This window comes from Microbacterium sp. 2MCAF23 (genome assembly GCF_052115565.1).
In the GTDB taxonomy this organism is placed as follows: Bacteria; Actinomycetota; Actinomycetes; order Actinomycetales; family Microbacteriaceae; genus Microbacterium.
This window is the reverse complement of record NZ_JBFRGY010000017.1, coordinates 25,294-52,247: the sequence shown is the minus strand read 5'-3', so window position 1 is coordinate 52,247 and position 26,954 is coordinate 25,294. Positions and strand designations below refer to the sequence as shown.

At 71.3% G+C, this 26,954-nt stretch carries 23 protein-coding genes; 11 read left to right on the top strand and 12 right to left on the bottom strand.

Annotated features, from left to right (window positions below; genetic code table 11):
- Positions 1-145: 145 nt before the first annotated feature.
- From AB4078_RS17420 to AB4078_RS17410, 3 genes are all read right to left on the bottom strand, one after another.
- Entirely contained in the window at positions 146-1,048 is a 903-nt protein-coding gene (locus AB4078_RS17420; RefSeq protein ID WP_440732601.1) for a VOC family protein, read from the bottom strand.
- A gap of 129 nt (positions 1,049-1,177) precedes the next feature.
- Positions 1,178-2,650, bottom strand: coding sequence for an MATE family efflux transporter (locus tag AB4078_RS17415; protein WP_441978178.1), 1,473 nt, complete (start codon positions 2,648-2,650; stop codon positions 1,178-1,180).
- A gap of 135 nt (positions 2,651-2,785) precedes the next feature.
- A complete protein-coding gene (locus AB4078_RS17410) occupies positions 2,786-3,262 on the bottom strand; it encodes a MarR family winged helix-turn-helix transcriptional regulator (protein WP_441978177.1) in 477 nt (158 codons plus the stop codon).
- Positions 3,263-3,316: 54 nt separating this feature from the next.
- Between AB4078_RS17410 and AB4078_RS17405 the strand changes: the two genes are divergently transcribed.
- From AB4078_RS17405 to AB4078_RS17395, 3 genes are read left to right on the top strand one after another with little or no spacing between them, the layout of a single operon-like run.
- Positions 3,317-4,027: a hypothetical protein gene (locus AB4078_RS17405; protein WP_441978176.1), complete on the top strand. Its 711-nt coding sequence runs from the start codon at positions 3,317-3,319 to the stop codon at positions 4,025-4,027.
- Positions 4,024-4,749 carry an SDR family NAD(P)-dependent oxidoreductase gene (locus AB4078_RS17400; protein WP_441978175.1) on the top strand — a complete coding sequence of 242 codons (726 nt, stop codon included), beginning with the start codon at positions 4,024-4,026 and terminating at the stop codon, positions 4,747-4,749. The genes AB4078_RS17405 and AB4078_RS17400 overlap by 4 nt, the downstream gene beginning before the upstream one ends.
- 20 nt (positions 4,750-4,769) lie before the next feature.
- The gene (locus AB4078_RS17395) at positions 4,770-5,135 is read left to right on the top strand and encodes a Fe-S protein (protein ID WP_440732606.1); all 366 of its coding nucleotides are present in this window, start codon (positions 4,770-4,772) and stop codon (positions 5,133-5,135) included.
- Positions 5,136-5,227: 92 nt separating this feature from the next.
- On the opposite strand, the gene AB4078_RS17390 is transcribed toward AB4078_RS17395, so the two are convergent.
- The 4 genes from AB4078_RS17390 to AB4078_RS17375 form a co-directional block, all read right to left on the bottom strand.
- Positions 5,228-7,519 (bottom strand): heavy metal translocating P-type ATPase, encoded by a 2,292-nt coding sequence (locus AB4078_RS17390; RefSeq protein ID WP_441978174.1) that lies wholly within the window; start codon positions 7,517-7,519, stop codon positions 5,228-5,230.
- Between the two features lie 38 nt (positions 7,520-7,557).
- The gene (locus tag AB4078_RS17385; RefSeq protein ID WP_441978173.1) at positions 7,558-8,490 is read right to left on the bottom strand and encodes a heavy-metal-associated domain-containing protein; all 933 of its coding nucleotides are present in this window, start codon (positions 8,488-8,490) and stop codon (positions 7,558-7,560) included.
- Positions 8,490-8,699, bottom strand: a complete 210-nt coding sequence (locus AB4078_RS17380) for a heavy-metal-associated domain-containing protein (RefSeq protein ID WP_441978172.1) — start codon at positions 8,697-8,699, stop codon at positions 8,490-8,492. The genes AB4078_RS17385 and AB4078_RS17380 overlap by 1 nt, the downstream gene beginning before the upstream one ends.
- A 140-nt stretch (positions 8,700-8,839) precedes the next feature.
- On the bottom strand, positions 8,840-9,418 hold the full coding sequence (locus tag AB4078_RS17375; protein WP_441978171.1) for a DUF1349 domain-containing protein: 579 nt from the start codon (positions 9,416-9,418) through the stop codon (positions 8,840-8,842).
- Between the two features lie 140 nt (positions 9,419-9,558).
- Here AB4078_RS17375 and AB4078_RS17370 point away from each other — a divergent pair, with 140 nt between their 5' ends.
- Positions 9,559-10,083, top strand: coding sequence for an AAA family ATPase (locus AB4078_RS17370; protein WP_441978170.1), 525 nt, complete (start codon positions 9,559-9,561; stop codon positions 10,081-10,083).
- 30 nt (positions 10,084-10,113) lie between these two features.
- Here the strand turns inward: AB4078_RS17370 and AB4078_RS17365 are convergent, their stop codons facing one another.
- The 4 genes from AB4078_RS17365 to AB4078_RS17350 all read right to left on the bottom strand — a co-directional run bounded on the left by AB4078_RS17365 (position 10,114) and on the right by AB4078_RS17350 (position 14,430).
- Positions 10,114-11,265 carry a cystathionine gamma-synthase gene (locus AB4078_RS17365; protein ID WP_441978169.1) on the bottom strand — a complete coding sequence of 384 codons (1,152 nt, stop codon included), beginning with the start codon at positions 11,263-11,265 and terminating at the stop codon, positions 10,114-10,116.
- A gap of 29 nt (positions 11,266-11,294) precedes the next feature.
- Entirely contained in the window at positions 11,295-12,416 is a 1,122-nt protein-coding gene (locus AB4078_RS17360; protein WP_441978168.1) for a PLP-dependent cysteine synthase family protein, read from the bottom strand.
- A gap of 263 nt (positions 12,417-12,679) precedes the next feature.
- Positions 12,680-13,129 (bottom strand): Fe-S cluster assembly sulfur transfer protein SufU, encoded by a 450-nt coding sequence (gene sufU, locus AB4078_RS17355; RefSeq protein WP_441978167.1) that lies wholly within the window; start codon positions 13,127-13,129, stop codon positions 12,680-12,682.
- Positions 13,126-14,430: an aminotransferase class V-fold PLP-dependent enzyme gene (locus AB4078_RS17350; RefSeq protein ID WP_441978166.1), complete on the bottom strand. Its 1,305-nt coding sequence runs from the start codon at positions 14,428-14,430 to the stop codon at positions 13,126-13,128. The genes sufU and AB4078_RS17350 overlap by 4 nt, the downstream gene beginning before the upstream one ends.
- A gap of 156 nt (positions 14,431-14,586) precedes the next feature.
- On the opposite strand from AB4078_RS17350, the gene AB4078_RS17345 reads away from it, so the two are divergent.
- From AB4078_RS17345 to AB4078_RS17315, 7 genes are all read left to right on the top strand, one after another.
- Positions 14,587-15,600, top strand: coding sequence for a hypothetical protein (locus AB4078_RS17345; protein WP_441978165.1), 1,014 nt, complete (start codon positions 14,587-14,589; stop codon positions 15,598-15,600).
- 75 nt (positions 15,601-15,675) lie between these two features.
- Entirely contained in the window at positions 15,676-19,725 is a 4,050-nt protein-coding gene (locus AB4078_RS17340; RefSeq protein ID WP_441978164.1) for a hypothetical protein, read from the top strand.
- A 169-nt stretch (positions 19,726-19,894) separates the two neighbouring features.
- Positions 19,895-21,604 (top strand): radical SAM protein, encoded by a 1,710-nt coding sequence (locus AB4078_RS17335; protein ID WP_441978163.1) that lies wholly within the window; start codon positions 19,895-19,897, stop codon positions 21,602-21,604.
- A gap of 3 nt (positions 21,605-21,607) precedes the next feature.
- Positions 21,608-21,982, top strand: coding sequence for a hypothetical protein (locus tag AB4078_RS17330; protein ID WP_441978162.1), 375 nt, complete (start codon positions 21,608-21,610; stop codon positions 21,980-21,982).
- Entirely contained in the window at positions 21,982-22,788 is an 807-nt protein-coding gene (locus AB4078_RS17325; protein ID WP_441978161.1) for a prolipoprotein diacylglyceryl transferase, read from the top strand. The genes AB4078_RS17330 and AB4078_RS17325 overlap by 1 nt, the downstream gene beginning before the upstream one ends.
- Before the next feature lie 280 nt (positions 22,789-23,068).
- The gene (locus tag AB4078_RS17320; RefSeq protein ID WP_441978160.1) at positions 23,069-23,500 is read left to right on the top strand and encodes a hypothetical protein; all 432 of its coding nucleotides are present in this window, start codon (positions 23,069-23,071) and stop codon (positions 23,498-23,500) included.
- A 26-nt stretch (positions 23,501-23,526) separates the two neighbouring features.
- Positions 23,527-23,889 (top strand): CHY zinc finger protein, encoded by a 363-nt coding sequence (locus AB4078_RS17315; RefSeq protein WP_441978159.1) that lies wholly within the window; start codon positions 23,527-23,529, stop codon positions 23,887-23,889.
- Positions 23,890-24,012: 123 nt separating this feature from the next.
- Here AB4078_RS17315 and AB4078_RS17310 read toward each other — a convergent pair whose 3' ends face one another.
- Positions 24,013-26,862: an FAD-binding and (Fe-S)-binding domain-containing protein gene (locus AB4078_RS17310; protein ID WP_441978158.1), complete on the bottom strand. Its 2,850-nt coding sequence runs from the start codon at positions 26,860-26,862 to the stop codon at positions 24,013-24,015.
- Positions 26,863-26,954: the final 92 nt, after the last annotated feature.

Here is a 26,954-nt window from a genome sequence, read left to right as displayed (position 1 = left end):
CGGCTCAGGTCGCGATCCTCGAGTTCAGATCGCAATATCTGCTGTTCCCAGCCGCCGGAAACAGCAGATATTGCGACCTGAACGAAGTCATCGCGACCCGAACGAGGGGATCCGGCGCCGGCAGAGCGGCCGGGGTCCGGGCGGCTCAGAGGTCGGCGATGACGATCCGTCCCATACGCATCAAGTGCTCGTACGCGTTCGGCCGTTGCATCAGCTCGCCGAGATTCGCGGGCACGACCTGCCAGCTCACGCCGAACCGGTCCACGAGCCAGCCGCACTGCTCGGCCTGCGGCACGGCGCTGAGCGCCTCCCAGATCCGGTCGATCTCCTCCTGTCCGTCGCAGTCGATCTGCAATGAGAACCCGGGAGTGAACGTGAAGTCCCTGTCGACGGGAGAATCGAAAGCCGCGAAGCGCTGCCCGGCGAGCAGGAACTCGGAGTAGATGATCGGCTCGTCGACGTGCGGAGGCTCGGTCACCGGATACTCGACCTGACGGGTGATCCCCGACGGCGGCAGCAGCTCGCCGTACAGCCCGATCGCCTCCTGCGACCTGTTCCGCACGGGCCCGCCGAACACGAGCATCGGGGTGATCAGCGGCGCGGGCTCGGCATCGCGGTCCATCAGCTTCAGCTGCCAGCTGACCCCGTAACGATCCTCGACCCAGCCGTACAGACCGCTGAAGAAGTACTCCCCGATGTCCATCAGCACGAGGCCGTCTTCGCCGAGTCTGGTCCAGGTGCGGTTGATCCAGGCCCGCGCGGCATTCTCATCGTCGAAGCGGCGCGGATCCACACTCAACAGAAACGAGATCGCCGGGTTCGGCGCGAATTCGGATCCGGCGTTGATCAAGGTGATCCGGTAGCCGTCGATCTCCACGTCCACGGTGAGCGGCTTCCCAGCGAACGAGCGCTGGAACTCCGGCAGTCCGTCGACGGGGTAGCGCGCGACGACCCGCGAAGTGGTGCGGTCGAACACCGACGCGTAGAAGGCCCCGGCCTCCTCGGCAGCATGGTCGCACCAGATGTTGGGGGTGATCCGCTGGGTCATATGGGGGAGCTCCTCGCACGCCGACGGTCCCCCCAAGAACTCCAGAGTGCTCGACCGCACGCTCTCACCGCAAGCGCCCGGCGGAGATCGGAGCACGGTGCGGGGTTCGCGGTCAGCCCCGGTCCGCCCTCAGCGCCGTCCGACTTTGAGCCGAGGCTTCGCCCTCACCACCGGAACGGAGGCCGTGATGACGGCGTCGACGACCATGGAACCGTCGGTCGGGCCGATGACCGGGATCGCCGTGGTCGGGGTGACCTCGATCGGATCCACGGGCATCCGCGCCAGTTCGCGATGCGCCTTCACGTACGCGGGGATGAGCAGCGCCGCCGCGCCCAGCCAGGCGAGCGGGTTGCTCAGCGCGACGCCGGGGTAGCCGATGAGGGCACCGAGCACGACGGCGGCCCCGACGCGCATCACGAGCTCGATCACGCCGGTGACGGTCGGGATGAGCGTGTGCCCGAGGCCCTGCAGGACGCCGCGCAGCACGAACAGCACTCCGAGCGCGGTGTAGCTGACACCGTTGATCAGCAGCATGAGGGCGGCGAGGCGCACGACCTCGTCGGATCCGTCGCCGATGAACACGCGCACCATCGAGGATCCGAACAGCACCAGCAGCGCTCCGAGCACGACGGCCGTGATGACGGCCATCCAGATCGCCTGCGTCACGCCGCGGCGAATGCGGTCGGGCCGACGTCCGCCGAGGTTCTGCGCCGCGTACATCGAGGCGGCGAGTCCGATCGAGGCGAGGAACGCGACTGCGATGCTGTCCACGCGGGAGGCGGTCGTGTATGCGGCGACGGCGACGGGGCCGAGCATGTTCAGCGCGACCTGCACGGTGATCGTGCCGATCGCGATGATCGAGGCCTGGAAGCCCATCGGGAGGCCGAGGCGCAGGTGCTGGACGATGTCGTCGCGGGTGACCCGCCAGTCGGCGCGGTGCGCATGCAGCACCGGGAGCTTGCGCCACACGTACACGAGGCACAGCACGACCGAGACGCCCTGCGCGACGACGGTGGCCCAGGCGGCGCCCGCGACGCCCCATTCGAACGTGCCGACCATGAGGATCACGAGCACGATGTTCAGCGCGCAGGAGACGGTGAGGAACACGAGTGGGGTGCGCGAGTCGCCGATCGCGCGGATCACCGCGGAGAGGTAGTTGAAGAACATGATCGTGCTGCCGCCGATGAAGGTGACCTGAGTGAACACGGTCGCCTCGGGCATCAGCACCTCGGGCGTCTGCAGCAGGGCGAGCAGCGGCGCGGTCACGAGGGGGGCGCCGACCGAGATGATGATGCTCGTCGCGGCGGTCAGCAGCGTGCCCGTGGCGACCGACCGTCGCACCGCGGCGTGATCGCCCGCGCCGTATGCCTGCGCGGTCGGGATCGCGAAGCCGCTGCTGAGTCCCCATGCGAAGCCGATCAGCAGGAAGATCAGGCTGCCGGTCGCGCCCACGGCGGCGAGCGAGTCGACGCCGAGATGGCGGCCGACGACGATCGCGTCGGCGAACTGGTAGAGCTGCTGCACGACATTACCGATCAGCAGGGGGACGGCGAAGGCCAGGATGACGCGCCAGGGGCGGCCGGTGGTGAGGGACGTGGACATGCGGAACTCTTCGGGCGGGGATCGGCGGGGGACGAAGCAAGGCCCGCCGTGATCGGTCACGGCAGGCCGTTTCCCATGGTATCGAATCGATTCGGTGAATCGGTAGGGGGTGCGGGAACTTTCTGCCGGGTCGGGTCAGTCGGTGCGACCTCCGCCGCCGTATCCGCGATGCACCTCGGGATCGAGTCCGTGCGCGGCGGCGAGGCGGGTCACGAGGGCGGCGAACGCCTCGCGCTCGGCCGGATCCAGAGGGCTCAGGACGTCGGCGTTCTGCTGCTCCGCCGCCGCGCGGAGGGTCCGCAGAGTGGCACGGCCATCCTCGGTGAGATCGAGGCGGTGGTGGCGGCGATCGTCGGGATCGCGTGTCCGCGACACCAGGCCGGCCGCCTCGAGAGTGTCGACGAGCACGACCACCCGACTGGGCACGGCGCCGAGCCGGTCCGCCAGCGCCCGCTGACTGAGCCCGGGGTTCTGCATCAGGATCCGTAGCACCCCGGCCGTCGCCGGCGTGAGGCCGACCGGCTTCACGAGTTCGGCGAATCGCGCGGAGGCGAATGCGCCGAGCTGGGACAGCAGGAACCCCGTGCGTGCGGGTCGGCGAGCGGCATCCATGGGTCCAGCATAGTCCTCTTGACAGAATGATTCATGCCATGCATCATTTCAGTCATGACCGATTCTTCGCCTGCTTCCCGTCGCCCCGGCGGGCCCCCGCTGGGCCCGCTCGCGATCGTCACCTTCGCCCTGACCATCGCCGGCGTCGTGGTGCTGCTCGTGGGCACCGGGTCGGTTCCTGCGCCGTTCGCCTCCGCCGCCGACGTCGCGAGCTGGTACACCGCCCACGCCCTGCCGATCCGCATCGCGGCGACTCTGCAACTCGGCGCCGCCGTGCCGCTGGGGATCCTCGCCGCCTCGATCTATGCCCGCCAGCTGCGCCTCGGCGTGCGCGTGCCCGGCCCGGTCATCGGCCTGTACGGCGGGATCGGCGCCTCACTGCTGCTGCTCGTCTCGGCCCTCGTGACCTGGGCGCTCGCCTCCGGTCCCGATGCCGCCGATCCCGGCAGCGCCGCGACCCTCGGGCGACTCGCCTTCGGGCTCGGCGGTGTCGGCTACGCCGTGGGCATGGGACTGCTGATCGCCGGCATCGCCGTGCCGGCGTTCATCCTGCGGCTGATCCCGCGCCGGCTCGCGCTGGCCGGGCTCGTGCTCGCGGCCGTGGGCGAGCTGTCGTTCCTCTCGCTCGTGATCGACCCGCTGCAGGCGCTGCTGCCGATCGTGCGCTTCGGGGGCGGAGCCTGGCTGATCGCAGCAACGTTCCTGCTGCCCCGGGACAGGCCGCGGCGAGGTCCGCGCACCGCGGCCGCGGAGGACGCGTCATGAGCACCGCGCTCGTCGTCGGCGCGAACGGCGCCATCGGCGAGGCCGTCGCACGCCGGCTCGCTGCGGAAGGGCATCGGATTCTCCTGGTATCGCGCCGACCGCATCCACTGGCCGCACTCGCGGACGCGCTGCGCGGCGACGGTCACGACGCGGAAGCGGTCGCGTTCGACGCCGCCGAGGCGGGCGCGCTAGCGGAGTTCCTGGCCGTGCACGCCCCGGAGGGGATCGACGTCGCAGTGAACAACCTCGGCATCGCGCACCTGCCTCGTCCGCTCACCGAGATCGACGACGTGGAGTTCGCCCAGGTGCTCGCGGTCGACCTGCTGGGCCTGTCCCGGTGCCTGCGCGCGGAGCTCGCTGCGATCCGCGACGGTGGGGCCGTCGTGAACGTCGCTTCCACCGCAGGCATCGGCGGTGCCCCCGGCATGTCGGCCTATGCCGCCGCCAAGCACGGCGTCGTCGGCCTCACCCGCACCACGGCGCTCGACGAGGCCGCCCGGGGCGTGCGCGTGAACGCCGTCGCGCCGGGGCCGATCGCGTCGGGCTCGGTGCTCGACCAGCCCGCGGAGGTGCGCGAACGCATCGGCCGGTTCATCCCGATGCAGCGGATGGGGCGCCCCGAGGAGGTCGCCGAGGCGATCGCCTGGCTGGCCTCACCCGCCGCATCCTTCGTGACCGGCGTGGTCCTGCCCGTCGACGGCGGCAAGACCGCCGCGCTCTGACCGATCCGAACGGAGACCTCTTGGACCTGTTGACCCTGCTGCGCGAGTTCCTCGTGCTCGTGCACCTCGTCGGCTTCGCTCTGCTGCTCGGCGGCTGGGCCGCACAGGCGGTGCGACGACGCTACGTCACCACGACGCTGTTCCGCACGGGGCTGGGGGTGATGATCGCGTCCGGACTGCTGCTCGCGATCCCCTTCCCCGCCGGCGTGCACCTCGACTACCTCAAGCTCGGGGTGAAGCTGGTGGTCGCCCTCGCCATCGGCGGCGCCTTCGGCGTCGTCATCACGCGGGAGCGCGCCGGCCGGCCGACCGCCACGGCCTTCTGGACGATCGGCGCCCTCGCCGTGCTGAACGCCGGGATCGCGATCTTCTGGCACGGCGCCTGACCGGTCGCCCGGCGCCCCCCATTTACGAGTCGTCCCCCTGAGCACGGTCTATAGGTCGTGCTCAGGGGGACGACTCGATGAGAGGAGGGCGCTCAGCGGAATCGGCGCAGCCTCAGGCTGTTGCCGACCACGAACACGCTGGAGAATGCCATGGCGGCTCCCGCGAGCATCGGGTTCAGCAGGCCCAGCGCAGCGATCGGGATCGCGGCGACGTTGTAGGCGAAGGCCCAGAACAGGTTCGTCTTGATCGTGCCCAGCGTGCGCCGGGAGAGCCGGATCGCGTCGGCCGCGGCCCGCAGGTCGCCCCGCACGAGCGTGATGTCGCTCGCCTCGATCGCGACGTCGGTTCCCGTGCCCATCGCCATGCCGAGGTCGGCCGTGGCGAGCGCAGGAGCATCGTTCACCCCGTCCCCGACCATCGCCACCACGCGCCCCTCGGCCCGCAGCCGGGTCACCACGTCGACCTTGCCCTCGGGCAGCACCTCGGCGATCACCTCGTCGATGCCGACCTCCGCGGCGATCCGCCGAGCGACCGCCTCGTTGTCGCCGGTGAGCAGGATCGGCGTGAGGCCGAGGCGCTTGAGCTGGGCGACCGCGTCGGCGCTCGTGGGCTTCACGGTGTCGGCGATCACGACGATGCCGCGGGCGAATCCGTCCCACCCGACCGCGATGACGGTCTTGCCTCCCGCTTCGGCCTCGGCCTTCGCGGCCGCGACCCGGGGGCTCAGGCGCTGCGCCCAGTCCGCGAGCAGCGCCTCCCGGCCGACGAGCACGGCGTGCCCGTCGACGATGCCCTGCACACCGCGGCCCTCGAGATTCTGGAAGGAGTCGACCTCGGGAAGCGGATCCGCGGTCGTCCCGTCGAGTGCCCGAGTGGCCGAAGCCGCCGTCGCAGCACGGGCGACGGCCTGCGCGATGGGGTGCTCCGACGCGTTCTCCAGCGCACCAGCGAGACGCAGCAGCTCGGCCGGATCCGTTCCCTCCTCCGCGATGACGCCCGTGACCTCCATGCGCCCGCTCGTCACGGTGCCGGTCTTGTCGAGCACGATCGTGTCCACGCGGCGGGTGGATTCCAGCACTTCCGGACCCTTGATCAGGATCCCCATCTGGGCGCCCCGCCCTGTACCCACGAGCAGCGCGGTCGGCGTGGCGAGGCCCAGGGCGCACGGGCAGGCGATCACGAGCACGGCGACCGCGGCGGTGAACGCCGCCGTGGCGGGGAAGCCGGCTCCGAGCCAGGCGCCGAGCGTCACCACGGCGATCGCGATCACGATCGGCACGAACACGCCGCTGATCCGATCCGCGAGGCGCTGCACCTCGGCCTTGCCGGTCTGGGCGTCTTCGACGAGTCGGGCCATCTGCGCGAGCTGCGTGTCGGATCCGATCCTCGTCGCGCGGATCACCAGGCGCCCGCCGGCGTTGACGGTCGCTCCGGCCACCGCGTCGCCCGCGCCGACCTCGACCGGCACGGATTCACCGGTGAGCATCGACGCGTCCACCGCGGAGGATCCGGAGACGACGACACCGTCCGTGGCGATCTTCTCACCCGGACGCACGACGAACTCGTCACCGGCTGCGAGCTGCGCGATCGGGATCCGGACCTCTTCTGTCCCGGAGCCCGCCCCGGTCCCGGAGCCCGCCGAAGGCCGCAGCACCGCCACATCCTTCGCGCCGAGCTCGAGCAGTGCGCGCAGCGCCGCGCCCGCACGCCGCTTGGAGCGCTTCTCGAAGTACCGTCCGGCCAGGATGAAGACGGTCACGCCCGCACCCACCTCGAGGTAGATGTTGCCGCTGCCATCACCGGCTTGCAGGGTGAGCGAGAACTCGTGCCGCATCCCCGGCATGCCCGCGGCGCCGAGGAACAGGGCGTACAGCGACCACCCGAACGCGGCGAGCGTGCCCATCGAGATGAGCGTGTCCATGGTCGCGGCCCCGTGACGCAGATTCAGCCACGCGGCACGGTGGAACGGCCACGCGCCCCACACGATCACGGGTGCGGCGAGCGCCAGCGACGCCCACTGCCAGTACGTGAACTGCAGCGCGGGGATCATCGCCATCGCGATGACGGGCACCGTGAGGATCGTGCTGACCAGCAGCCGGGTGCGCAGAGAGCGCAGCTCCGGGTCATCGGTCTCCGGATCCGGCCCCTCGGCCGTCTCGGGGAGCGCGGGCTTCGGGAGCACGGCGGAATAGCCGATGTCCTCGACCTGGGCGATGAGCGTGGACGGGTCGAACCCGTCCGGCAGCGACACCTTCGCCTTCTCGGTCGCGTAGTTCACCACAGCGGTGACCCCGTCGAGCTTGTTCAGGGTCTTCTCGATGCGGTTCGCGCAGGAGGCGCAGGTCATCCCGCCGATCTCGAGCTCCACGCTGTTCGCGTTCATGGGTGCGTCTCCTTTCGTTGCAGGTCGGTCGCGCCGGGTCAGTGGGCGCGCGTCGTCGTGTCGAGGACGAAGGCGGCCGTGTGCACGGCTCCCTCCACCTGGAAGTCGAAGTAGAGCAGGTAGCGGCCCTCAGTGCCCACGTGGGCGGAGAAACGGACGTCGGGTCCCGACGTCGCGCCGGGCGTCGGAGCCGCGCCTTCCGGATGCACGTGCAGGTAGGCGAGGTCGCCCTCGCGCAGCGCGACGAGGTGCCCGTAGGCGCCGAGGTAGGGCTGCAACGTGGTGACGGGAGCGCCGTCGCGACGGACCGTCACGGTCAGCACGGAGGCGGATCCGGGCTCGAGAGAGCCGTCGATGCTGACGTCGAAGCCGTCGGCGTTCGCTCGGGTGCTCGTCGCGGGGACGACGGGTGCGAACAGGCCGGCGATGTCGATCGTGCGGGTGAGGGTGACCGGATCCGCACCCGCGGCCGCGAAGTCCGCGAAGACCCGGTACGTCCCGGCGGCGTCCCACGCCCAGGGAATGCTCCAGGTGCCGGTGGCGGTGTCGAGCACGGGGTGCACGTGCCGGAACCCGGTGCCGTCGCTGCGCACGACTATCAGGTGCAGATCCTTCTCGTGCTGCGGCGTGTAGGCCGTGACCGGGGCGCCTGCGGCGTCGAGGATCCGGAAGCTCAGCGCCCCCAGCTCCCCCACAGCGCCAGGCGCGGAGACCGGAGGGAGCGTGTACCCGCCGGCAGAGAGGGACACGCCTGCGAGGCTCTCCCCCGCCGCCGCGTGCGCGCTGTGGTCCATGGATCCCTGTGCGCCGGATCCGTGCGCGTCGTGCTGGCCCATCTCGGTCTCCTCCTCGTGCATGGTGTTCTGCGGTGCGGCGTCGCGCGGGGCGACGAGTGCCGCGGCGCCGAACGCCACGGCGAACGCCGCCGCGAGCCCGGCGCCGTAGAGGCCCAGTCGTCCCGCGGCGTTCATCAGGCGTGAACCGCCCGGTAGCCGGCCTCGTCGACCGCGGCGAAGACACTCGCGTCATCGAGACCCGTCGTGGACGTCACCACGAGGCGGCCGGTCGACGCGCTCACCTCGATGCCTTCGACGCCGGCGATCTTGCCGACCTCCCGGCGCACGGACATCTCGCAATGCCCGCAGGACATCCCGGTCACCTGGTACTCGGTGGTGGTCATGTCATCTCCTCCGTTCGATACCCCGTCCGGGTATCCTATGGTCACAACCATATACCCCCCAGGGGTATTCCGCGCCCCACGAGGAATCACGTTCCCGCCGATCGGAAGGCCGCACCGACGCGTCTCGCGCCGGCGACGGATCAGTGCAGCGAGCCGTCGGCCTCGACCACACGCCAGGCGTGCAGTCGCACGGCGAGACCGGCCCGCGTCGGCGCGCACACGAACGGGCCCGCCTCCGCGACGAGCGACGACGCGAACGGCAGCACGCGCACGAGCTGGAGCGGCTCGCCGACGATTCCGGCGCGCACCGTGAGCGCGTCCGTACCACGGCTCACCCGCACGAGGATGCGACGATCGGCCCACTCCGGTACCGGGGCGAGTGACCAATCCGACATCCCGTCGGTGACCACGGCGCCCACTTGCGGCCGCCCGTCGGCGAATTCGACGCCCGCCTTGACCCAGCGCTCGTCCGAGACGCGCACGAACGCTCCCGCCTGGTCGAACTGGGCGGAGAACGCCGCCGTGAACTCCACCTCCACGGCCGTGTCCACGGCGAACGGCACCACGAGCGCGTGCTCGCTGTCGTGCACGAACCCGTACGACGTGATCCGCCACGCATCGCTGCCTTCGACGGCGGTGACGACGAGGTCGCCCTGATCCTCGGCGAGCGCTGCGGGCTCGTGGGTCCAGCGTCCGTCCGACCAGGCGATGTCCGTCATCTCCTCAGGCTACGGCCCCGGCGGCATCCCACCTGCAGCCCCGCGCCCCGCGGCCGCTGCAACCCCCGCGGTGACTGCAGCGGCCCCTGCGGCAGCCCGCAGCGGCCCTTGCAGCACCTGCGGATCCGTAGACTCCGGACATGCGCATCGTCGTCTCCGGCACGCACGCCACCGGCAAGAGCACCTTGATCTCCGACTTCTCCCTCGCACATCCCGAGTTCGTCGTCCTCCCGGATCCGTTCGAGTTCGTGGACGAGGGAAGCGGATCCGGATCTCTCGTCGCGCAGCTGCGGATCAGTGCGGAGCGGCTCCTCGACCCGGAGCTCGCCGGATCCGTGATCGCCGAGCGCGGGCCGCTCGACTTCCTCGCCTATCTCGCCGCGCTCGACGACCTGGGCCGGTCCTCGCGAGCCGCGGAGCTGTTCCGGCGCGAGGCCCCGCTCGCTGCGGAAGCGATGGCGGAGGTCGACCTGCTCGTGCTCCTCGGGCTCGACGACGGCATCACCGTGCCCGAGGAGGAAGACCCTGAGCTGCGCGAGGCCATGGATGAGGCGCTGCGCGCGCTGACCGACGACGAGGAGCTCACCGGCGCGGCGCGGATCCTGGAGCTCGCAGGCGATCCGGCCACCCGGCTGGCGGCGCTGGCGGCCGCCGTCCTGGGGTGATCCGGACCCCTGGTCCGTGGCGCGGGCCGCTCAGCCGGCCAGGGCCTGCTCCAGGTCGGCGAGCAGGTCGGCGACGTCCTCCAGGCCGACCGAGAGGCGCACGACCTCCACGGGCACGGCCGCCTCGGTCCCGCGCACCGAGGCGTGCGTCATCGCGTCGGGGTAGTTGACGAGCGACTCCACGCCGCCGAGCGACTCCGCCAGCTGGAACACGCGCGTCGACTCGGCGAAGCGACGGGCGGCCTCGCCCGACTCCAGCGCGACCGAGACGATGCCGCCGAAGCCCGACATCTGCCGCGCGGCGAGCTCGTGGCCGGGGTGCTCGGGCAGGCCGGGGTAGTAGACGCCGGTGACGCGGGGATGCGCGGCGAGGAACTCGGCCACGGCCTGCGCGTTCTCGTTGTGCTGGCGCATCCGCACCGGCAGGGTCTTGATGCCGCGCGTGGTGAGCCAGGCGTCGAACGGCCCGGACACCGCTCCCACCGCGAACTGCAGGAAGCCGACCTTCTCGGCGAGCTCGGCGTCGCGCAGCACGACCGCGCCGCCGACCACGTCGGAGTGCCCGCCGAGGTACTTCGTCGTCGAGTGCACGACCACGTCGGCTCCGAGTGCGAGCGGGCGCTGCAGCGCGGGGGTGGCGAAGGTGTTGTCGACCACGACGACCGATCCGGCCTCGTGTCCGATCTCCGCGAGCGCGGCGATGTCCGAGATGCGCAGCAGCGGGTTCGACGGGGTCTCGACCCACAGCACGCGCGGGGCCTTCGCGGCGACGGCCGCGCGCACCGCCTCGGTGTCGCTCATGTCGACGACCTGCACCGTGATCCCCCAGCCGCCGAGCACCCGGGAGATGAGCCGGAACGTGCCGCCGTAGACGTCGTTGCCGAGCAGCACATGGTCGCCCGGCTGCAGGATCGCACGCAGCAGGGTGTCCTCCGCGGCGAGGCCCGAGGCGAACGAGTAGGCGTGCGTGCCGCCCTCGAGCGCGGCGAGCTGCGCCTGCAGCGCGTCCCGCGTCGGGTTGCCGCTGCGGCCGTACTCGTAGCCCTGGCGGAGGCCGCCGATCCCGTCCTGCACGAACGTCGTCGAGAGGTGCAGCGGCGGGATCACCGCGCCGGTGTAGGGGTCGGCGGCCTGGCCCGCGTGGATGGCGGCGGTGGCGGTCTTGTCGGTCTCGATGGTCATGGTGGGATCCTCTCGGGTTCAGTCGTGCGCTACGGCCGTGCGGTCTCGGTCGGCGCGGGGAGGCGGTCGGCGTGCGGCGCGTGCGCGTCGACAGAATGTGCTCCCGGCGAGTGCACATCCTGTTGGCGCGAAGAGGATGTGGGCTCGGCGAGTGCGTGTGCACTCGCCGGGGCGGACGGCACGGCGAACCCGTGCCCGGTCATCCAGTCGTCGTCGTAGAGCTTGTCGAGATAGCCGCGGCCGTGGTCGGGCAGCAGCACGACGACCACGTCGTCCTCCCCGAGGCCCTCGGCGACGCGCAGCGCGGCGACCACGGCCATGCCGCTGGAGCCGCCGACGAGCAGGCCCTCCTCGCGCGCGAGCCGACGGGTCATCGCGAACGACTCCGCATCGGAGATCCGCTCGTAGCCGTCGACCACGGCGGGATCGAACGTGGCCGGCAGGAAGTCCTCCCCGACGCCCTCGACGAGATAGGAGTGGATCTCATCGCCGGAGTAGATGGAGCCCTCGGGATCCGCGCCGATCACCTGCACGCGTCCGGCGCTCACCTCCTTGAGGTAGCGGCCGGTGCCGCTGATCGTGCCGCCGGTGCCGATGCCCGCGACGAAGTGCGTGACCCGGCCGTCCGTGTCAGACCAGATCTCCGGGCCGGTGGATTCGTAGTGCCCGCGAGGGCCGTTCTGGTTCGCGAACTGGTTCGGGTTGAACGCACCGGGGATCTCGCGGGCCAGCCGCGCGGCGACCGAGTAGTACGACTCTGGATGCTCAGGCGGCACCGACGTGGGTGTGACGACGACCTCGGCGCCATAGGCGCGGAGCGTGGCGACCTTGGGCCCGTCGAACTTGTCCGGCACCACGAACACCATCCGATAGCCGCGCTGCAGCGCGACCAGCGCGAGGCCGACCCCGGTGTTGCCGCTCGTGGCCTCGACGATCGTGCCGCCCGGTTGGAGCAGTCCCTCGCGCTCTGCGGCATCGACGATCGACCGTGCGATGCGATCCTTCGCGGATCCGCCGGGGTTGAAGTACTCGACCTTGGCGAGCACGGTCGCGCGGATCGCGCCGCGCTCGGCGGTCGCACCGGTGACGGACGAGAGACGGACGAGGGGCGTCGCGCCGACGAGGTCGGCGACATGGCTGGCGTAGCGCACGGAAGTTGTCCTGAACGGTGGTCGCGCCGGAAGAGCGCAGGGCTGTCTGTGGTCGTCGGAGAAGCGCGGATCGCGCTCAGAGACAACAACGACAGGTCAGGGCCACAGTGTCAAGGTACAGCACCGGATCCGGATCCGAAGACTCGGCCGCAACAGCCCGCGTAACAGTTCGCCGACTCCCCTCCTGGATTCAAAGAGCGCAAATGGCTCCATCCAGGCCCGGAAAGGGGTCATTTGCGCGCTTCGAACGGCAGAACCCCGCCTCAGGCCCGGCGCAGCGCATCCTCCAGGGCGACCCAGCCGAGCATCGCGCACTTGACGCGCGCGACGTAGCGGGAGACGCCGGTCAGGGCGGCCGCGTCGCCGTAGACGTCCTCATCGAGCTCCATCGCACCGCGGGAACGCAGCGCCTCACGGAATCCGTCGATGAGTTCCCCCGCCTCTTCCCGCGAGTGACCGACCACGAGTTCGGTGAGCATCGACGCGGAGGCCTGCGAGATCGAGCAGCCGGATCCCTCCCAGCTCACCTCGGTGATGCGCTCGCCGTCGTCGGAGACGCGGGCGCGCAACGTGATCTCGTCGCCGCAGATCGGGTTGCGCTGGTGCGACTCGCCGGTGTGCGGATCGTCCTCCGCGCCGAGCAGGCCCTTGCCGTGCGGGCGCTTGGAGTGGTCCAGGATTAGCTCCTGGTAGAGGTCCTCGAGGCCGCTCATGCGTGCACCTCCTGCTGGTCGGAGGATCCGGAGACGCCAAAGAACGCGCGCACACCGGACACGGCGTCGAGCATCCGGTCGATCTCGTCGGCCGTGTTGTAGAGCGCCGCAGAGGCGCGCACCGACGCCGTCACGCCGAGGCGGGCGTGCACGGGCTCCGCGCAATGGTGGCCGACGCGCACGGCGACACCGCGGGAGTCGAGGAACTGGCCGACATCGTGCGCATGCACCCCGTCGACGACGAAGGCCTGCAGCGCCACGCGCTCGGCCCCGTCGGCCGCACCGAGAAGCCGCACGCCGTCGATCGCGCCGAGACCGGTGCGCAGGCGCTGCTCGAGGTCCTTCTCGTGCGCGTGCACCGCATCCATGCCGAGGTCGTCGAGGTACCGCACGGCGGCGGCGAGGGCGATCGCCTGCGACACCGGCTGCGTGCCGGCTTCGAACCGCTGCGGGGGCGGCAGGAACTCGGTTCGCTCGAATGTGACGCGCGTGATCATCGAGCCGCCGGTGAGGAACGGCGGCAGCGCGGCGAGCACCTCACGACGTCCGTACAGACCACCGATCCCGTACGGACCCTGCATCTTGTGGCCGGAGAACACGGCCAGATCGACGCCCAGCGCGGGCAGGTCGAGCGGCAGATGCGGTGCCGACTGGCACGCGTCGAGCACGGTGAGCGCGCCGACGGCCTGCGCGAGGGCGACGATCTCCGCCACGGGGTTGACGATGCCGAGCACGTTCGAGACGTGGGTGAAGGCGACGACGCGGGTGCGGGGTCCGATGACCTCGGCGGCGTGATCGAGGTCGAGGGATCCGTCGTCGCGGATCCGGATCACGCGCAGGACGGCGCCTGTGCGGGCCGCCAGCTCCTGCCACGGCACGATGTTCGCGTGGTGCTCCGCCTCGGTCACGACGAGCTCGTCGCCGGGCTGCAGCGCGAAACGGGCGCTCTCGGGCAGGCCGCGGCCGAGGGTCGCGTTGCCGATCGCGTACGCCACGAGGTTCAGCCCCTCGGTGGCGCCGTGCGTCCAGACCAGGTCGTCCTGATGCGCGCCCACGAAGCCGGCCACGGCCGCACGGGCGTCCTCGTAGAGCTCCGTCGCCTCAGCGGCGAGCGTGTGCGCCCCGCGGTGCACGGCCGCGTTGGAGCGCTCCAGGAAGTCGCGCTCGGCATCGAGCACGACGCGGGGCTTCTGGCTCGTCGCCGCGGAGTCGAGGTACGCCAGCGGAGCCCCGTTCACGGACTCGGCGAGCAGGGGGAAGTCGGCGCGGACGGCGGCCACATCGAGGGCAGGAGAACTCACGTATCAACGCTACGTCAGCGCCGACCCCCTGGGATCCGTCCGACAGTGCTTGGTCTCGATCCGGTGACGCCGCGGGAACAACCGCAAGTGGCTCTAGACAGATGCTCTGCGCAGGGAATACCTTGTGCCGTAACGGCGGTATATCGGGGGGTATTCATGCGGGGTCGTACGCGGTCGCTACGGGGATTCGTCCCCGCTGCGGTCGCGGGCGGATTCTTCGCCCTCGGCTGGGTGGCTCTGTCGATCGCTTTCGGATCCGGATCCGCGCAGGCTGCAGAGATCGCACCCCCGCCGCCTCCGAGCCTCCTCGGCACGCTGCAGAGCACCGTCGGCGCAGTTCAGGACACGATCGTCGAGGCGCCGGCCACCGTTCAGAGCACGCTCTCGGCCGTGCAGACCACCGTTTCCGAGGTGCTTCCGGCACCCGTCGTCGACGCGGTGACGGACGCGGCACCCGCGCCCGCAGAGGCCGCAGTGCCGGTTGCACCGCTGGTCGCGCCGATCGTCGAAGCCGTCCTCCCGGTCGTGGAGGGCGTCGACCAGACCGCCGGCGCCGCGATCGACGTCGTCACGACGACCACAGACACGGTCGTCCCGGCGCTGAGCCCCGTGCTCGCGCCGGTCAACGCCGTTCTGCACCGCGTGCCCACGACGCTCGGCGCCGTGACCGATGCGCTCCCGCGGATCGCCGTCTCGATCGACGGCACCGTCGGAACCGTGACCGAGACGGTGCGCGGCGCGACCGCGACCGTGCCGCCGGTCTCCCCGGTCGCGGATCCGGCCGGATCTCCCGCCATTCCCGGTCTTCACGGCGCCCTAGACCCGGTCTCCCCCGCTTCACCGCGCCCCGTCACGCTCGCTTCGGCGCGGGACGGGGCGCAGAGTGCGCTTCCCACCCTCGACGAGCTCGTATCGGCGGCGCTCTCCGCGCCTCCGGCAGCGACCGCGCCCGCAACGCCCGCGCAGCACCCGTCGGGTTCCCCGACCTCTGAGTTCGGGGTGCCTGGCACCGGATCCGCATCCGGTGGCAGCACGAGCGACGTGCGCCTCTTCGGTACCATCTCTTCGTTGTCGGCAGGCGACCGTCTGCTGGCCGTCCGCACCGGATCTGCAGGCGACGACCGCCTGCCGGTCTCGCCGGTCGCGGAGCACGACTCCTCTCCCGACTGATCGGGGCACGGCCGCCCTTGAGGCGGCACGTGTCATCGCGCATTCGCGCATCCCCAGATCAGAAGGAAAGAGAACATGAATCGCATCGTCAAGCGTGCTCTCTGGGGCACGCTCATCGCGGGCGGGATCACTCTCGCCGGCGCGACGGCGGCAAATGCCGCAGAGGCGCCACCCAATGGCGCCGACTGCGGCTGCAACGTCGTCAACAGCACACTCACGGCAGTCACGAACCTCGTGGCCGGCGCCTGCGACCCGTCACAGGGCGGCGGAGGCGGAGGAACCGGCGGCCTTCCCGCGGTCACGCAGGACGTCTCGGACCTCGTCGGCGACACGCTCGGCACAGTCACGGGCACGGTCCCGTCAGGAGGCGGCACGGATCCGGGTCTGCCTTCCGTGCCGTCCGTCCCGGACGTCACGGACGCCATCGTCCAGACCGCCGAGGCGGCGACCGACGGAGCTGCGGACACGGTCAGCGGCGTCACCGACGCAGCCACAACCGGCGTGACGAACACGGTCGACGACGTCACGCACGCTGCTGCCAGCGGCGCTGCAGACACCGTCAGCTCGGTCGTCACGGCGGCGGGCAACAGAGTCGGCGACACCGTCGACGGGGTCACCGACTCCGTCGCAGCCGGCGTCAACGGCACCATCGGCGGGGTCACCGGGCATCTCCCGGGTCTGCCTTCCGTTCCGGGTCTGCCGTCCGTTCCGGGCCTTCCGGGCAACGGCGGCACCCCCGGCCTTCCTGGCGTCCCGTCACTGCCGGGCCTGCCGAACGTCGGCGACACCCTCGGCGGGGTCACCGGCACCATCGGAGGAATCACCGGACACCTCCCGGGCCTGCCCTCGGTTCCGGGCCTGCCGTCCGTTCCGGGCCTCCCGGGCAACGGCGGCGCCCCCGGCCTTCCTGGACTTCCTGGACTTCCTGGACTTCCTGGGCTTCCGGGCGGTTCGTTGCCCGGCATTCCGGGACTGCCCGGGACTGGCGGAGCTCCGGGCGAGATCACGGTTCCCCTTCCGGGGATCGGTTCGGTTCACGCCGGCACCACCCCGAACGGGCTCAACGTCGGTAAGAACCTCAACGTCCTGGGAATCAAGGACGTCTGGGACCTCACCGCTGGCCCCAACGGCGTGTCCACCACCGACCGCATCGGCACCGACAGCACCAACGTCTACGTCGACGCAGCCGTCCCGACGAACGGGACCACGGCCCCGCACGCCGGCGTGAGTCTGCCGAACCTCGGCGGGATCACCGGCGGCCTCCCCACCGTCCCGGGTCTTCCCGGTGGCGGCTCCCTGCCCGGGCTTCCGGGCACCGGCGGCACCCCCGGAGGTAATGGAGGAGGAACCATTCCGGGGCTGCCCTCGATCCCGGCTCTGCCGAACCTCGGCGGAGTCCTCAGCGGAATCACCGGCACGCTCCCCGGGCTGCCGGCCGTCCCCGGCCTCCCTTCGGTTCCGGGCCTGCCCGGCACCGGCGGCACTCCTGGCGTGGTCACGATTCCGGTTCCCGGCGTCGGTTCGGTTCACGCTGGCACCACCCCGAACGGCCTGAATGTCGGTAAGAACCTGAACGTCCTCGGAGTCAAGGACGTCTGGGACCTCACCGCCGGCCCCAACGGAGTATCCACCACGGACCGCATCGGCACAGACGCCACCAACGTCTACGTCGACGCAGCCGTCCCGACGAACGGGACCACGGCCCCGCACGCCGGTGTGACCCTGCCGAACCTCGGCGGGATCACCGGCGGCCTGCCCACCGTCCCGGGCCTCCCGGGAACCGGTACCCCCGGCAACGGGGGAACCCTCCCGGGCCTGCCCACCCTGCCCATCGGTGACCTCACCGGTGTGCTGGGCGGTCTGACCGGATCCCTCCCGGGCCTGCCCACTGTTCCGGGCCTGCCTTCGGTTCCGGGTCTCCCCGGCACCGGCAGCACGCCTGGCGTGATCACGGTTCCCATCCCCGGCGTCGGCAGCGTCCACGCCGGCACCACCCCCGGCGGGCTGAACGTCGGTAAGAACCTGAACGTCCTCGGAGTCAAGGACGTCTGGGACCTCACCGCAGGCCCTAGCGGCGTGTCCACCACGGACCGCATCGGCACGGACGCCACCAACGTCTACGTCGACGCAGCCCTCCCCACCACCGGCACCACGCCGGGACACGCTGGCGTCACCCTGCCGAGCCTCGGCGGGATCACTGGCGGCCTCCCGGGTCTGCCCTCCGTTCCGGGTCTCCCCGGCACCGGGGGCACCCCCGGTGGCAGCCTTCCGGGCCTTCCATCCCTGCCTATCGGTGCCATCACCGGTGCGCTGGGCGGTCTGACCGGATCCCTCCCGGGTCTGCCCTCTGTTCCGGGTCTCCCGGGCAACGGCGGCACGCCTGGCGTGGTCACGGTTCCCCTCCCGGGGATCGGTTCGGTTCACGCCGGCACGACCCCGAACGGCCTGAACGTCGGTAAGAACCTCAACGTCCTCGGAATCAAGGACGTCTGGGACCTCACCGCAGGCCCCAACGGAGTGAGCACCACCGACCGCATCGGCACCGACAGCACCAACGTCTACGTCGACGCAGCCCTGCCCACCACCGGCACCACCGCACCGCACGCCTCCGTCACCCTGCCGAACCTCGGCAACCTGACCGGCCGCCTGCCCACCGTCCCGGGACTCCCGGGAACCGGAACCCCCGGTAACGGGGGAACTCTCCCGGGCCTGCCCAACCTCGGCGGCGTCCTCGGCGGAATCACGGGCAGCCTTCCGGGGCTGCCCACCGTCCCCGGACTGCCCACGATCCCGGGTCTCCCGGGAACCGGCAACCCGGGAACCCCCGGCAACGGCGGAACCCTCCCGGGCCTGCCCAACCTCGGCGGCGTCCTCGGCGGAATCACGGGCAGCCTTCCGGGGCTGCCCGCCATCCCGGGCCTCCCTGGAACCGGCAACCCCGGAACCCCCGGTAACGGCGGAACCCTCCCGGGCCTGCCCAACCTCGGCGGAATCCTCAGCGGAATCACCGGCAGCCTTCCGGGGCTGCCCGCCATCCCGGGTCTCCCGGGAACCGGCAACCCGGGAACCCCGGGCAACGGAGGGACCCTTCCGGGCCTGCCCAACATCGGCGGGATCCTCGGCGGACTGACCGGCAACCTGCCCGGCCTGCCCACTGTCCCCGGTCTGCCCACGATCCCGGGCCTCCCGGGAACCGGCAACGGCGGCACCCTCCCGGGCCTGCCCAACCTGCCCATCGGTGCCATCACCGGTGCGCTCGGCGGATTGACCGGCAACCTGCCCAGCCTGCCCACCATCCCGGGTCTCCCGGGAACCGGCAACCCCGGAACCCCCGGTAACGGGGGAACCCTCCCGGGCCTGCCCAACATCGGCGGGATCCTCGGCGGACTGACCGGCAACCTGCCCAGCCTGCCCACCGTCCCGGGCCTCCCCGGAACCGGCAACCCGGGAACCCCGGGCAACGGCGGGATCCTTCCGGGTCTGCCGAACCTCGGCGGCTTGACGGGCGCCCTCGCGGGCGTCCTCCCCGGCGAGCCGAACCCCGGCGCCGGCCTGCCCAACCTCGGCGGCGTCCTCAGCGGAATCACCGGCAGCCTTCCGGGGCTGCCCACCGTCCCCGGCCTGCCCACGATCCCGGGTCTTCCCGGAACCGGTGGCACCCCGGGCAACGGCGGGACCCTCGCGGGCCTGCCGAACCTCGGCGGCGTCATCGGCGGCGTGACCGGAACCGTTCCGGTGGTCACCGGCGTCATCGGCGGAGTCACCGGATCCCTCCCGGGCGTCATCGGAGGGATCACCGGATCCCTCCCCGGCGTCATCGGAGGGCTCACTGGATCGCTGCCCGGCCTGCCCACCGTTCCCGGAACTCCGGGCACCCCGGGCACCGGAACTCCGGGCACGCCCGGAACCAGCAATGGCGGAACCACCCCGGCCGCCGGTGACGGTGGCGTTCAGGTCGTGTCTCACGTGACGCACGGTCTGAACGGGGCCGTGCGCAGCCTGCACGCAGCCACCGCGAGGACGGGTTCTCTCGCGCAGACCGGGTTCTACGACCCGTTCCTGCTCTTCGCCGGACTGTTCCTGCTTGCCGCAGGCGCGGTGGCGAAGGCCGTCGAGCGCCGCTGAAATCCTCACTGCGGAGGGCCGTCCTTGCGGGCGGCCCTCCGCTCCTGTGTGCGCATACATCCGGTACGAACGTCCTCGCCGCACGATCGGACTTCGCGACCGCGCGGTTATCCACACGCCCCGTCCGCCCCCCCCCGACACGGAACCACCCGGCCGCTAGGGTGAGCGCATGACCCCCACCGTGGAGAACCCGGCAGGCTTCGGCCCCGGTGCGGCGGGAGCCCCCGTCCGCGCGAAGACCGCCGGATCCGGACAGCCCCTGCGCGACTACCGCGTGCACCGCTACGTCAACGCGTTCTGCCCCACGTGCCATGAAGAGGATCCGGAACGTCCGCTCGCGGATGTCCGCCGGCTGAGCGGCTGGCTGGCGGTGCGAGGCGACCGCGTCTGGCTCGAGCGAGGCTGCCCCGAGCACGGACTGCAGCGCACGCTCTACGACGAGTCGGCCGAGATCCTCACCTACCTCGAGCAGTGGACCGCACCGACGAAAGTGCACGAACCCGACCTCGCAGGCAACTTCAAACCGGTGCCCTCGGCCTACGAGGACGGCCTGCCCGAGATGCAGACGCAGCACACCTGCATCCTGCTGGAGGACCTCACCGACCACTGCAACCTGCGCTGCCCGACGTGCTTCGCGGAATCCAGCCCTGCGGCGAGCGCCATCGCCCCGCTCGCGGAAGTGCTCGCCTCGGTCGATGCCCGGCTCGCCAAGGAGAACAATCGCATCGACGTGCTGATGCTCTCCGGCGGCGAGCCGACGCTGTACCCCTGGCTGGAGCAGCTGCTCGAGCACCTCGTGGCGCGCCCGATCGTACGCATCCTGCTCAACTCGAACGGTCTGCGCATCGCGCAGGACGACGCCCTCGTCGCGACGCTCAAGAAGCACCGCGAGCGGGTCGAGGTCTACCTGCAGTACGACGGCGAGAGCGCCGGGGCGTCCGCCTACCACCGTGGCGCGGACATCCGCCGGTTCAAGGAACGCGCGCTCGCACGACTCAGCGAGGCGGGGGTGTTCACGACCCTCACCATGACCGCAGCCCTCGGCGTGAACGACGGCGAGATCGGCGCCGTGATCCGTCGCGCGATGGAGACGCCCTACGTGGGCGGCGTCACGATCCAGCCCGTGTTCGGATCCGGCCGTTCGGCGGGGATCGACCCGCACGACCGTCTCACGCACACGGGCGTGCTCGCCCGGCTCGAGCCGCAGACCGACGGCGAGGTCACCTGGAAAGATCTCACCGCGCTCCCCTGCAGCCACCCGCACTGCTGCTCGGTCGGCTACCTGCTCAAGGACGACTCCGGATCCTGGAACTCGCTCACGAAGCTCGTCGGGCACGACCGGCTCAAGGAGTTCCTCGACCTCAACCCGGATCTGATCGCGAACCGCATCGCCGACAGCGGCATCAATCAGAAGCTGAAGGACTCGGTCAAGCAGTCGCTGCTCGACCTGCTCAGCGAGCAGTCGTCGCTGTCGCACCCCTCGATCGGATCCCTCTGGAAGGACATCTGCACGGGCTGCGACCTCGGCATCGGCACGCTCACCAAGCTCGCCACCGCGGCGCTGCCCGGGCAGCACAAGCGGCTGAGGCAGTTCCTCGGCGAACGCGTCAAGCGCATCACGGTCAAGCCCTTCATGGACATCAACACCATGATCGAGGAGCGCCTCACGCAGTGCTGCGTGCATGTCGCGACGGTCAACGAGCAGACGTCGGCGCACCAGTGCGCGCCGTTCTGCGCCGTGCAGGCGTGGGCGCCGCTCTCCCGCACGCGCATCTCGACAGCGACCGGATCCGCGGGTGCTCGCGCCGGCGGCGCCGCCTCAGAGGCGGGCGTCGACGTCGGGGACCGCGCCCGGCTGCCGCTCTCGGTGGGGCACTGACCCGTGTCCGCTGCGCTTCCGGATCCGTCCTCCGCCCCTCAGGGCGAGGGCCCGACGGGCGCGCCCGGTGAGCTCGACCTGTCCGGCCTGAACCGCTACGACGAAACCGTCGGATCCGCCGCGCCGCCGTTCGATCCCCTGCGGCTGTGCGTGTTCACGACAGTCGCGCTCATCGCGTGCCTGCTCGGTCCGATCGCCGTGCTGGGCTTCGCACTCGTCGCCATCGCCGGATATGCGCGCGCCCGCCGTCAGGGTCTGCTGCGCTCGAAGTGCAAGCTCGGCGACACCCGCCTCGTGCTCGCGTATCTCTCTGCTCTCGCGGTGCTCGCCGCTGTCGCGACCCCGTTCTGGGTGATGTTCTGGATCGGGCGGTTCTGATGTTCCCGACGCTGCAGGATCTGCTCGGACCGTGGGCGCCTCCGCTCGAGACGCACGGGTTCTTCGTCGCGCTCGGACTGGGCGCGGCGGGGATCGTGTTCCTCATCGAGCGTCGCCGGCGGGGCGTCACGGATCCGCGGGTGGCATATCTCGTGCTCGGTGCGCTGCTGGGCGCAGCGATCCTGAGCCGTCTGGGCACCTGGGCTCAGCACATCGACCTCACCAAGAACCGCGACCTCGTCTCGCAGCTCACGCACGGCAACGCCTCGATCCTGAGCGCCCTGGTCGGAGCCTGGCTCGGCGTGCACGTCGCCAAGAAGATCGTCGGCTACCGCGAGCGCAGCGGCGACCTCTTCGCCCCGGCGGTCGCGATCGCGATGGCGATCGGCCGGTTCGGCTGCCTGTTCACCGAGCGGCCGGGCACCCCCACCGGTGCGGACTGGGGCATCGTGCTGGATCCCGCGGCCGCCGCGCGGGTCGGATCCACGGCGGGAGTGCCGCTACACCCGAGCTTCATCTACGAGATCGCGTTCCACGCGGCCGCGTTCTGCCTGCTCTGGTTCTGGCTGCGCCACCGCGACATCGCCGCCGGCGAGACCCTCACGCTATACATCGCGGCATACGGGATCTTCCGCTTCTTCGTGGAGTTCGTGCGCGGCAACGACGTCGCCTGGCTCGGCCTGACCCGACCGCAGCTGTTCCTCATCGTCACGATCCCGCTCCTGCTCGCCCGCATCGTCTGGAAGGCGCGGCGAGGCGCCTTCCCGCTCATCCCAAGGAGGATCCCGAGTGAACAGCACGCCTGAGGACCCGTCCGAACCGGATCCGGAGCAGCCGGTGGTCCAGCCGGATCCTCCCGCACCCGCACCCGGCGCTCCCGAGCAGCCGCCGGGCCCGCCCCGGCCACCCGCGCCGCCGAGCCCGCCGGCGGCACCGCCCGCACCTGCACCGCCCGGTCCGCCCGCGCCTCCTCAGGCACCCCTCCCGGAGCCGGCCGCCCCTCCCCTCGCCCCACCGCTCGGCGGCCCAATACCGACGGGCGACGCGATCCCTCCGGGGGGCGCCGAGATCCCTCCGGCTCAGACGGTGGTTCCGCCGCCCGATCCGGTGGCGCCCACCGGTCCTCCCTCGGGGGGCGCCGCGCCCGGCGCCTATCCCGGCGCGCCGGGCTCATATCCGGGAGCGTCGGGAACCCCCGCAGCGCCGGGCGGCTACGCGGCGTATGCCGGTCCGGCCGGCGGACCACCACCGCGCTCGGGACTGAGCTTCGGCGCGGGGATCGGCGTCGGAACCGCGGTCGGCTGCGGATCCATGCTGATCGCTCTGGTGCTGTTCTTCAGCCTCGCCAACCTCGGAACCGCGTTCTCGATCGGCGCGCTCGTACTGCCGCTGATCCTGGGCGCGGTGCTGCTGATCTGGGCGAAGACCAGGGGCATCGGCGTGGGCGTGCTCATCATCTCCGCGGCCGCCTGGCTCGTCGTAATCGGGCCGTGCCTGGGACTGCTCAACGGCGCCTGACCCCGGACCGCGCCTAGGATCGTGACATGGGCATGGAGGGCGTCGAGACCAAGGGCCGCCCGGTCGACGGGCAGACCCGCTGCGTGCACTATCGCACCGAGCTCGACGTCGTGGCGATCCGCTTCGCGTGCTGCGGCGAGTACTACCCGTGCCACCTCTGCCACGAGGAGACAGCTGGACACCCGTCCCGGCCGTGGCCGGCCGCCGAGCACGACACGAAGGCCGTGCTGTGCGGGGTCTGCGGCCACGAACTCGAGATCCGCGAGTACCTCGGCGTCACCGCCTGCCCGCGATGCGCCGCCTCGTTCAATCCGCGCTGTGCGCTGCACGCCGACCTGTACTTCGAAGTCGCGCTCGATGCGATCGGGGTCGGACCCGATCGTCGCTGACGTCCTGAAGGATGGATCCGCTTCTGCAGGAGAATCAGCGCGGAATCATCCTGCAGAGTTGCAAACGTCCGGCGGACGTGAGGCACGCGACCCGCGATCGCCGCTGGCTGGGCCGGATCCGGATCAGGCCCGGGTGAGCTCCTCCAGCACCTCGACCACGTGCCGGTACGGCTGGCCGGTCGCGCGACTCATGCCGAGCTCGCACGTGCGGTTCGCCGAGACGTAGGCGTCGAAGCCACCGCGATCGGCGCCGGCCGCCGCGACCTCGGCCGCCTCGACGGCGGTCGCGCTCGAGGTCAGCTCGGGGTGCAGCATGCCGCGGTCGCCCGCGAACGCGCAGCAGCCCCAGCCCTCGGGCACGTACACCTCGTCGGCGACGGCCGCGGCGAGCGCGCGCAGGGCGTCGTTCGCGCCGAGCTGCGTGGTCGAGCAGGTCGGATGCACCGCGACGGAGCGAATCCGCTCCCGCACGGTCAGCTTCGGCAGGACTTCCCGCGCGAGGAAGGTCGTTGCGTCCTCGATCCGCAGCGCGGCATATTCCGGGCGCTCGGCGACGGCCTTCGCCAGCATCACGTGCAGCCCTTCGGTGCAGGACGCGGCGTCGCAGACCACGGGCAGGGCACCGTTGCGGCTCGCTGCCCAGAGCGCCGGCAGCACGCGCTCGGTCATGGTGGCGTAGCCGTCGAGCTGTCCCTTGGACTTCCACGGGGTGCCGCAGCAGAGCCCGCCCGCATCCGGCGGCACAACGTACGCGATCCCGGCCCGCTCCAGCAGCAGCCGCACGGCCTCACGCGATCCCTCGCCGTGCACGCCGTCGGCGTCCTGCTCCGCGCCGAACATCGTGCCGATGCAGGATCCGAACAGCACGGCCTCCGCATCGGCCGGGTTCTGAGCCTGCAGCGCGCGCGTTCCTCCGCCGGGGAGACGCGCGTCGTACAGCGGCACGGTGTCGGCGCCGAGCACGGCGCGGGCGGCCTTGGTCACGCTTGTCACGAGTGGTGCCGGCAGGGCGTCAGCGACGTTCAACGCGAAGCCGCCGCCACGGGTGATCGCGCCCCAGCCCTTGGCTGCGGCGTTCCACACGCCTTGTTCGAGCCGGCCCGCCTCCTCGGCCCGCAGCCGACGCACGAGATCGCCGGTGTTGATGTCGACGGGGCAGGCGACCCCGCACATGCCGTCGACGGCGCAGGTCTGCACGGCGTCGTAGTCGTAGTCGCGCGCGATCTCGGCGGCCACGTCGACCTCGCCGCGGTGCAGAGCGGCCGTCATGTCGCGGCGCAGCACGATGCGCTGCCGCGGGGTGAGCGTGACGTCCTTGCTGGGGCAGGTCGGCTCGCAGTACCCGCATTCGACGCAGCGGTCGACCTCGCCCTCCACCGTCGGCACGAGTTTGAGATCGGCGAGGTACGAGCCGGCGTCGTCCGACAGTATGACGCCCGGGTTGAGGATCCCGTCTGGATCCACGAGCCCCTTGATCTCCCACATCATGTCGGTGAGCACGTCGCCGTACTGCCGGCGCACGAAGGGAGCCATGATGCGCCCGGTGCCGTGCTCGGCCTTGAGCGTGCCGCCCTGGGCGAGCACGAGCGCGACCAGGTCCTCGGTGAAGGCTTCGTAGCGGCGCAGCGCCTCAGGATCGTCGAAGCGCTCGTTGATGAGGAAGTGCACGTTGCCGTCCTTCGCGTGCCCGAAGATCACGCAGCCCTCATAGCGGTGCTTCTCGAACAGCGCGGTGAGGCCCTCGCACACGCCGAGCAGGCGCTCGACCGGCACCGCGATGTCCTCGAGCAGCGCCGTCGTGCCCGACGGGCGGGCTCCCGCGACCGCCGTGTACAGCCCCTTGCGGACGGTCCAGAGCTCCCCGCGCTCGACCGGATCCTCGGTCATGCGTGCCGGGGTCGTGAGCGGCAGGGACGCGACATGCGCGAGCGCCGCCGCCGTGCCCGCGGCCAGCGCGTCGGCATCCGCGGCGTGCACCTCGATCAGCAGCGCCGCGTGCCCCTGCACGTCGATCCCCGCGATCACCTCCGGCACCGTGCTCAGTCCCTGCGCGACCCGCAACGACGCCGCGTCCAGGAGCTCGATCGTCGCGAGTCCGAGCGAGGTCAGGCCGGGTAGCGCCGCCATCGCGTCGGAGAGCGTGTCGAACACCAGCAGCCCGGTCGAGATCGCCGGCTGGATCGGGATCGTGCGGAACCGCGCCTCCGCGACGAACGCGAGCGTCCCCTCGGATCCGATCACGAGGTGCTCCAGGATCCGCACCGGATCGTCGAAGTCGAGGAGGGAGTTGAGGCCGTATCCCATGGTGTTCTTCATCGAGAACTGGCGCGCGACCTCGGCGCTCAGGGCCGGATCCCCGCTCAGACGGTCGCGGAGGTGCTGCAGACCCCGGACGATCTCGGGCTCTCGATCGCGCAGCTGTGCCAGGGCGTCGGGCGCGGCGGTGTCGAGGATCGTGTCGCTGGGCAGCACCAACAGCATCGACTCGATCGTGCGGTACGAGTTCTCCACGATCCCGCAGGCCATGCCGCTCGAGTTGTCGGCGACCACGCCGCCGATCGTGCACGCGATCTCACTCGCCGGATCCGGCCCGAGCTTGCGCCCGAAGCGACCCAGCCGCGTGTTCACCTGGCGCACGGTGGCACCGGGCTGCGCGGCGATCCAGGTGCCGTCGTCGGCGACGCGGATGCCGCGGAACGCCGAGCGCGTATCCACCATGACGTCCCCCGTCACGCCCTGTCCGCTGAGGCTCGTGCCACCCGAGCGGAAGGTGAGGCTGCGCCCCGCCGCGCGCACGGCGGCGAAGACCCGGGCGACGGCCGCTGCGTCCTGGGGAACGAGCACCGCGTCGGGCACCAGGAGGTAGTGCGAGGCGTCGTGCGCCCGGGCGAACCGGTCGATCGTGCGCGAGGCCACCCGGACGTCGGGCCCGAGCGCGGCCTCGTCCAACGGCGAGGTCAGAGTGGCGGGCATGCGATTACTCCTCGGCGGATCGGGGTGTCTCCAGTCTGGCCCCCAACCATGCGTTTCCCTCCCCTGGCCGTCGTCCCCTCCCCTGAGAGGCG

Coding starts and splice junctions, on each gene's coding strand:
- AB4078_RS17420 (WP_440732601.1), bottom strand. CDS start 1,048: ATGACCCAGCGGATCACCCCCAACATCTGGTGCGACCATGCTGCCGAG.
- AB4078_RS17415 (WP_441978178.1), bottom strand. CDS start 2,650: ATGTCCACGTCCCTCACCACCGGCCGCCCCTGGCGCGTCATCCTGGCC.
- AB4078_RS17410 (WP_441978177.1), bottom strand. CDS start 3,262: ATGGATGCCGCTCGCCGACCCGCACGCACGGGGTTCCTGCTGTCCCAG.
- AB4078_RS17405 (WP_441978176.1), top strand. CDS start 3,317: ATGACCGATTCTTCGCCTGCTTCCCGTCGCCCCGGCGGGCCCCCGCTG.
- AB4078_RS17400 (WP_441978175.1), top strand. CDS start 4,024: ATGAGCACCGCGCTCGTCGTCGGCGCGAACGGCGCCATCGGCGAGGCC.
- AB4078_RS17390 (WP_441978174.1), bottom strand. CDS start 7,519: ATGAACGCGAACAGCGTGGAGCTCGAGATCGGCGGGATGACCTGCGCC.
- AB4078_RS17385 (WP_441978173.1), bottom strand. CDS start 8,490: ATGAACGCCGCGGGACGACTGGGCCTCTACGGCGCCGGGCTCGCGGCG.
- AB4078_RS17380 (WP_441978172.1), bottom strand. CDS start 8,699: ATGACCACCACCGAGTACCAGGTGACCGGGATGTCCTGCGGGCATTGC.
- AB4078_RS17375 (WP_441978171.1), bottom strand. CDS start 9,418: ATGACGGACATCGCCTGGTCGGACGGACGCTGGACCCACGAGCCCGCA.
- AB4078_RS17370 (WP_441978170.1), top strand. CDS start 9,559: ATGCGCATCGTCGTCTCCGGCACGCACGCCACCGGCAAGAGCACCTTG.
- AB4078_RS17365 (WP_441978169.1), bottom strand. CDS start 11,265: ATGACCATCGAGACCGACAAGACCGCCACCGCCGCCATCCACGCGGGC.
- sufU (WP_441978167.1), bottom strand. CDS start 13,129: ATGAGCGGCCTCGAGGACCTCTACCAGGAGCTAATCCTGGACCACTCC.
- AB4078_RS17345 (WP_441978165.1), top strand. CDS start 14,587: ATGCGGGGTCGTACGCGGTCGCTACGGGGATTCGTCCCCGCTGCGGTC.
- AB4078_RS17340 (WP_441978164.1), top strand. CDS start 15,676: ATGAATCGCATCGTCAAGCGTGCTCTCTGGGGCACGCTCATCGCGGGC.
- AB4078_RS17335 (WP_441978163.1), top strand. CDS start 19,895: ATGACCCCCACCGTGGAGAACCCGGCAGGCTTCGGCCCCGGTGCGGCG.
- AB4078_RS17325 (WP_441978161.1), top strand. CDS start 21,982: ATGTTCCCGACGCTGCAGGATCTGCTCGGACCGTGGGCGCCTCCGCTC.
- AB4078_RS17315 (WP_441978159.1), top strand. CDS start 23,527: ATGGGCATGGAGGGCGTCGAGACCAAGGGCCGCCCGGTCGACGGGCAG.
- AB4078_RS17310 (WP_441978158.1), bottom strand. CDS start 26,862: ATGCCCGCCACTCTGACCTCGCCGTTGGACGAGGCCGCGCTCGGGCCC.